General features: G+C 63.8%; 6 protein-coding genes. 5 read left to right on the top strand and 1 reads right to left on the bottom strand.

Translation table 11 applies throughout. The features are described from left to right. Positions 1 to 131: 131 nt before the first annotated feature. A complete protein-coding gene (locus PKA57_RS13275; protein ID WP_324301332.1) occupies positions 132 to 1376 on the top strand; it encodes a cyclopropane-fatty-acyl-phospholipid synthase family protein in 1245 nt (414 codons plus the stop codon). 18 nt (positions 1377 to 1394) lie between these two features. Here the strand turns inward: PKA57_RS13275 and PKA57_RS13270 are convergent, their stop codons facing one another. Beyond that, entirely contained in the window at positions 1395 to 1787 is a 393-nt protein-coding gene (locus tag PKA57_RS13270; protein ID WP_324301330.1) for a DoxX family protein, read from the bottom strand. Between the two features lie 362 nt (positions 1788 to 2149). Here PKA57_RS13270 and PKA57_RS13265 point away from each other — a divergent pair, with 362 nt between their 5' ends. The 4 genes from PKA57_RS13265 (at position 2150) to PKA57_RS13250 (ending at position 6661) form a co-directional block, all read left to right on the top strand. Beyond that, on the top strand, positions 2150 to 3649 hold the full coding sequence (locus PKA57_RS13265) for a replicative DNA helicase (protein WP_324301328.1): 1500 nt from the start codon (positions 2150 to 2152) through the stop codon (positions 3647 to 3649). Between the two features lie 198 nt (positions 3650 to 3847). Then, the gene (gene alr, locus PKA57_RS13260) at positions 3848 to 5017 is read left to right on the top strand and encodes an alanine racemase (protein WP_324301326.1); all 1170 of its coding nucleotides are present in this window, start codon (positions 3848 to 3850) and stop codon (positions 5015 to 5017) included. 61 nt (positions 5018 to 5078) lie between these two features. After that, positions 5079 to 5852 (top strand): ABC transporter permease, encoded by a 774-nt coding sequence (locus tag PKA57_RS13255; protein ID WP_324301324.1) that lies wholly within the window; start codon positions 5079 to 5081, stop codon positions 5850 to 5852. Between the two features lie 8 nt (positions 5853 to 5860). Continuing rightward, a complete protein-coding gene (locus tag PKA57_RS13250; protein ID WP_324301322.1) occupies positions 5861 to 6661 on the top strand; it encodes an ATP-binding cassette domain-containing protein in 801 nt (266 codons plus the stop codon). The last annotated feature ends 8 nt before the right edge of the window (positions 6662 to 6669 follow it).

Genomic DNA, 6669 nt, shown 5'->3' with positions numbered 1-6669 from the left:
ATTTTTTTATTGATTCCAAACTGTGGTTAAACTCTCATAATGCGAGACAAATAAGGGGGTGCAAAACCGGTCTGGTCCGGTCGTGTACTGATCGGGGCCGACCTCGCGTCAACTCTGGAAACGGAGGTTGTATGCTGTTCGGTATCCTTATTAAGCAGGTCGTCGCGCGTGGCTCGCTCCGCGTCGTCGACTGGAACGGAAAGACCTCGGTCTTCGGCGATGGAACGGGCAGGCAGGTCACCCTCCGGCTCCACGAGCGCGGCCAGCAACTGAAGCTCGCCCTCAATCCCTATCTCCGGCTCGGCGAAGCCTATATGGATGGCTCCCTGACCGTGGACGAGCCTGCGACGATCTACGACCTGCTCGATCTCCTCCTCGGCAATCTGGGCACGAACTATCCCAGCCCCGCCTTCAAGGTCTTCGCGGCGCTCCGGCGGACGAAGCGGCGGATCGACCAGCACAATCCCATCGGCAAGGCGCAGGCGAATGTCGCGCATCACTACGATCTCGACGGCGGGATCTACGATCTCTTCCTCGATGCCGACAAACAATATTCCTGCGCCTATTTCGCCCATCCGGCCATGAGCCTCGAAGAGGCGCAACTGGCGAAGAAGCGGCACATCGCGGCGAAGCTCATGATCGAGCCGGGCATGCGCGTGCTCGACATCGGCTGCGGTTGGGGCGGGCTGGCGCTGACGCTCGCCGAGGAAACGGGCGCGGAAGTCACCGGCATCACGCTCAGCCGCGAGCAGCACAAGATCGCAAGCCAGCGCGCCATCGAGCGCGGGCTCGCCGACCGCGTCAAATTCCATCTTCAGGACTACCGCACGCTCGAAGGCGAATTCGATCGCATCGTCTCGGTGGGCATGTTCGAGCATGTCGGCGTCGGCTACTACGGCGAATATTTCAAGGCCGTGCAGCGTCTGCTGAAGGAAGACGGCGTCGCCCTCATCCACACGATCGGACGCCTCGACCCGCCCGGCGCCACCAATCCCTGGATCGCGAAATACATCTTCCCCGGCGGCTATATTCCCGCCCTGAGCGAGATGGCGGCGGCTGTCGAGAAGACCGGGCTTTTCATGACCGATCTCGAAGTGCTGCGGCTGCACTATGCCGAGACGCTGCGCGAATGGCGGCGGCGCTTCATGGCCAAGCGCGACATCGCCGCGAAGATCTACGACGAACGTTTCTGCCGCATGTGGGAGTTCTATCTCGCGGGCTCGGAAACCTCGTTCCGCCATGAGGGCATGGTGAACTTCCAGCTTCAGCTCACGAGGAAGATCGACGCGCTCCCCATGACCCGCGACTATATGGGCGAGCGGGAAAGTCGGCTTTCCGAATTTCCGGCGCAGAGGCGTATGCGCGCGGGCGAGTGACCGCCCGCGCCGCCCCGCTCAGGATGCCCTGCGGCCGTCGATCGACAACCCGCCCGCTCCATGCGCCGCGACCATCAGCAGACCGCCGATGATGGTGAAGTTCTTCATGAACATGATGGTCTGTGTCTGGTCGGCGAAATTGGTGTGGAAGAACACCGCCGCCAGCAGCGTGAAGAGGCTCAGAGCCAGCGCCGCGAGGCGCGCCTGATAGCCGACGAGCAGCAGGAGGCCGCCGCCCAGCTCGATGATGACCGCGCCGATATAGGCGAGCGCGGGAAGCGGCATCCCCGAAGAGGCGATGTACTGGACGGTCGCGTCATGCGCGCCGAGCTTCTGCGCGCCGCTCATGACGAACATGAAGCTCAGAAGTATGCGGCCCACGAAGGAAAAATAAGGCGACAGGCTTTGCATTGCGAAATCCCTTTCGGCCTTGCTGGCCTCTCTGGCGCCCCTTCCGGCGTTGCGGGGGAGCGCGTTGCGACAGAAGCGAATCTAGCGGCTGCCCTCCCCGGCCGACTACGGCATCGCGGAAAGACAGGCTGTTTCGGGGAACGCAACAATGGGGGCCGGGAATGTCCCCGCGACTCGATCTATACTCCTGCTGTCATACCGGGATTTTCCACAATTGCCGGGGCCGGGGAAACGGCCAAATGCCAAGGGCTTAGGCGATGATCGTGATTTTATCCCGGCTTGTGGACAAGTATCATGGGGAACAGACGGCAATGCGGCTCAATGCGGCTTCCTTGCTGGCGGGTATCGCGTAAAACGGGGCCATGGAAAATATTCAGCCTGCTTTCTCCGCCATGTCCGACGATGAGGGTGCCCAGGGCTACCGCGTGCTCCCGCACAACATCGAAGCCGAGCAGGCGCTGCTTGGCGCGATCCTCGTCAACAACGAAGCCTATGACCGCCTCTCGACCTTCCTCGAGCCGGCGCATTTCTTCGACGCGCTTCACGGGCGCATCTATGAGGCGGCGGCGAAACTCATCACGGCCGGGCATCTCGCCTCGCCGGTGACGCTCAAGAACTTCTTCGAACGCGACGAGGCCCTGGCCGAGATCGGTGGCCCGCAATATCTCGCGCGGCTCGCGGGCGCGGCGACGACGATCATCAACGTCCAGGAATACGGGCGCACGATCTACGATCTCGCCATCCGGCGCGAACTCATTCAGGTCGGCGTGGATATTCATACGCGCGCCTATGACGCGCCCGTCGACGACACGCCCTCCTCGCAGATCCTCGATGCGGAACAGGCGCTCTATCAGCTCGCCGAGCGCGGAAAATACGAAGGCGGCTTCCGCAGCTTCCATGAATCGCTCAAGGGCGCGATCGACATGGCGGCGGCGGCCTATGAGCGCGATGGCGGCCTTTCCGGCATTTCGACAGGCCTCATGGATCTCGACAAGATGATGGGCGGACTTCAGTCTTCCGACCTCATCATCCTTGCCGGACGCCCCTCGATGGGAAAGACCGCGCTTGCGACCAACATCGCGTTCAACGCCGCCAAGGCCTACAAGGCCGAGCACCATGCCGACGGCACGGTCGCGGTGAAGGACGGCGCGATCGTTGGCTTCTTCTCGCTCGAAATGTCGGCGGAACAATTGGCGACGCGTCTGCTGGCCGAGCAATCAGGCGTGCCTTCCGAGGCCATCCGGCGCGGGCGCATACAGGAGCATGAATTCCACTCGCTGGTCGATGCCTCGCGCGAATTGCAGAGCATCCCGCTCTATATCGACGATACGGGCGGCCTCAACATCGCGACGCTCGCGGCGCGCGCGCGACGGCTCAAGCGTCAGCGCGGGCTCGGCCTTCTCGTGGTCGACTATCTCCAGCTTCTCGCGGGCTCCGGCAAGTTCGGCGACAACCGCGTGCAGGAGGTGACGCAGATCACCACCGGGCTCAAGGCGCTGGCCAAGGAACTCAACGTCCCGATCGTCGCCCTCTCCCAGCTTTCGCGTCAGGTGGAAGCACGCGACGACAAGCGGCCGCAACTCGCCGACCTGCGCGAGTCCGGCTCGATCGAGCAGGACGCCGACGTGGTGATGTTCGTGTTCCGTGAGGAATATTACGTGCAGCGCCGGGAGCCGCGCGAGGGAACGCCGGAACATCTGGCCTGGCAGGAAGAGATGAACCAGGTGCACGGGCTCGCCGAGGTCATCATCGGCAAGCAGCGCCACGGGCCGACCGGCACGGTCAAGCTGCAATTCGAGGCGAATGTGACGCGCTTTGCCGATCTCATTCACGACGACAGGCTGCCGGACCATCACCCATAATCAGGCCCCCCGGCCATGCCCTAATTTGGCGATTGGCCAATCGGCCGGGGCTGACTAGGCTTGCCCGAATGTTTGCCAATCGCAGGGGGCCGGCCGAAGCGTTCCGGCGGCAGCCCGTGCAGGCATTCATGCCTTTGACACTCGCAAGAAGGGCTTCGCCCGCCCCAAGCGGCGGGTCATGACGCGCTTGAGTTCATTATGCCTGCACAAGACATTGCCTCCTCCGCTCTCGCCTCGGCTCCGGCCGGCGCATTCCTGACCATCGACCTCGACGCGCTTGTCGCCAATTACCTTGCGATCAGGGAACTGGCGAAGGGGAGCGAGGTCGCTGGCGTCGTCAAGGCGCGGGCCTATGGCCTCGGCCTCGCCCCGGTCGCGCGCGCGCTGTGGGGGGCGGGCTGCCGGACCTTCTGCGTCGCCACGGCTGGCGAAGGCGCCACGCTGCGCGGCCTCCTGCCCGACGCCACCATCTACATCCTTAGCGGGCTCATCGCGGGCGCGGCGGATGCCTATGAGGCGCATGGCCTGCGCCCCTGTCTTTCTAGCCTTGCCGAGGTTGAGGAGTGGCGGGCGCTGGCGAAAAGGCGCGGCCGCTCGCTTTCAGCCGGCCTGCAATTCGAAACCGGGCTCAACCGGCTCGGCATCGCCGGGCGCGAGGCCGAACGGCTCATCTCGACCCCCGAGGCGCTGTCAGGCGTCGATGTGACGCTCGTCATGAGCCATCTCGGCTGCGCGGACGAGGCCGATCACCCGCTGAACCGGCACCAGCTCGAGCGCTTCAGGGCGATCCGCGCCGCCTTTCCGGGCGTGACCGCGAGCCTCGCCAATTCGGCCGGGGTCCATCTCGGGGCCGAGTATCATTTCGATCTCGTCAGGCCCGGTATCGCGCTTTATGGCGGCAACCCCTTCACCGGCCGCGCCAATCCCTGCCGCCCAGTCGTCGGGTTGCAGGGGCGCATCCTCGATGTGCGCGAGGTTGCCAGCGGCGAAACGGTCGGCTATGGCGCGGCATTCGAGGCGAAGGGACCGCGCCGGATCGCGGTCATCGCGATGGGCTATGGCGACGGGTTTTTCCGCGCGCTCGGCTCCGACCGGCAGCGCAGCCATGTCGGGGGCCGCGTCCATATCGCCGGGCACTACGCGCCCATTGCCGGGCGGATTTCCATGGATCTCATTTCGATAGACGTGACAGAGCTGTCCGAAGGGGCAATCAAGCGGGGCGACCTTGCGGAGCTGATCGGCCCCCATGTGACGCTGGACGAGGTGGCGACACGGGCGGGAACCATAGGATATGAGGTTCTCACCAATCTCGGAGACCGGTACAAGCGGATTTACACTGGCGCCGGTTGTTCGACCACGGAATCATGACCTACCTTGTCGCCAGCCCCCGCCCGGGGGCGTTCGGCAAAACCACTCACGGGGAGCTGCCTTGAATTTCTTCGCTATCATCGGCCGGGTCGTACTGGCCCTGCTCGCCGAGATCGGACGGCTTTCGCAATTCACCTGGACGAGTGTGAGCCACATCTTCCGCCCGCCCTTCTTCTGGGTGCTGCTCGGCCAGCAGATGATACGGATCGGCTATTTCTCGCTCCCGGTCGTCGCCCTCACCGCCTTCTTCACCGGCGGCGCGCTGGCGCTCCAGATCTACTATGGCGGCAACACGATCAATTCGGAGAACATCGTCGCCACCATCGTCGCCCTCGGCATCACGCGCGAACTCGGGCCCGTGATCGGCGGCCTCATGGTCGCGGGCCGCGTCTCGGCGGCGATCGCCGCCGAACTCGGCACGATGCGGGTGACCGAGCAGATCGACGCGCTGACGACGCTTTCCACGAACCCCTACAAATATCTCGTGGTGCCGCGCATCGCCGCCGCCGTCATCACGCTGCCGATCCTCATTCTCGTGGCCGACATTCTCGGCGTCATGGGCGGCTTCGTCGTCGGCTCGACGAGCCTTCATTTCAACCCCGGCGTCTACATCCAGAACACCGTCAACTTCCTCAAGATGGAAGATGTGACATCGGGCCTCATCAAGTCGGGCGTCTTCGGCTTCATCATCGCGCTGATGGGCTGCTTCCACGGCTTCCATTCCAAGGGCGGCGCGCAGGGCGTGGGCCGCGCCACGACGAATGCCGTCGTCACCGCCTCGATCCTCATTCTGGCGTCGAACTATGTGATGACGTCACTGCTCTTCACGAAGTGAGACCGGCCATGGCCAACCAGAAACAGACCGTCGACCGGAACGTGCCGAAGATAGAGCTCAGAAACGTCACCAAGCGTTTCGGCTCCAAGGTGGTGCTCAACAAGCTCAATCTCGTGATCCCGCGTGAGAAGTCGCTGGTCGTGATCGGCGGCTCGGGCACCGGCAAGTCGGTGATGCTCAAATGCGTGCTCGGCATCCTGCGCCCCGACGAGGGCGAAATTTTCGTGGACGGGCGCAACGTCCTCAAAATGGCGGCACGGGAGCGGGAGGAAACGCTTCGCAAGTTCGGCATGCTGTTTCAGGGCTCAGCACTCTTCGACAGCCTGCCCGTCTGGCAGAATGTGGCCTTCGGCCTCATTCAGGGCCGCAACATGAAGCGCAAGGAAGCCAAGGACGTCGCCATCGCCAAGCTCGCCAAGGTGGGCCTTGGCCCGGAAGTCGGCGAGCTTTATCCGGCCGAGCTTTCCGGCGGCATGCAGAAGCGCGTGGCGCTCGCCCGCGCCATCGCGGCGGACCCGGAGATCATCTTCTTCGACGAGCCGACGACAGGCCTCGACCCGATCATGGCCGACGTCATCAACGATCTCATCATCGGCAGCGTGAGGGACCTCGGCGCGACGGCGCTTTCCATCACGCACGACATGGCGAGCGCGCGCAAGATCGCCGACGAACTCGCAATGATCTACAAGGGGCAGATCATCTGGACGGGCTCGCGCGAGGAGATCGATTCGAGCGGCAACGAATATGTCGACCAGTTCATCCACGGCCGCGCCGAAGGGCCGATCAAGATGGACGTGCTGAAGCCCTGATGTTTCCA

The organism is Parvibaculum sp., from assembly GCF_035325945.1.
Classification (GTDB): Bacteria; Pseudomonadota; Alphaproteobacteria; order Parvibaculales; family Parvibaculaceae; genus Parvibaculum.
This window is presented reverse-complemented; position numbering and strand designations above follow the sequence as displayed.

Coding starts and splice junctions, on each gene's coding strand:
- PKA57_RS13270 (WP_324301330.1), bottom strand. CDS start 1,787: ATGCAAAGCCTGTCGCCTTATTTTTCCTTCGTGGGCCGCATACTTCTG.
- PKA57_RS13275 (WP_324301332.1), top strand. CDS start 132: ATGCTGTTCGGTATCCTTATTAAGCAGGTCGTCGCGCGTGGCTCGCTC.
- alr (WP_324301326.1), top strand. CDS start 3,848: ATGCCTGCACAAGACATTGCCTCCTCCGCTCTCGCCTCGGCTCCGGCC.
- PKA57_RS13265 (WP_324301328.1), top strand. CDS start 2,150: ATGGAAAATATTCAGCCTGCTTTCTCCGCCATGTCCGACGATGAGGGT.
- PKA57_RS13250 (WP_324301322.1), top strand. CDS start 5,861: ATGGCCAACCAGAAACAGACCGTCGACCGGAACGTGCCGAAGATAGAG.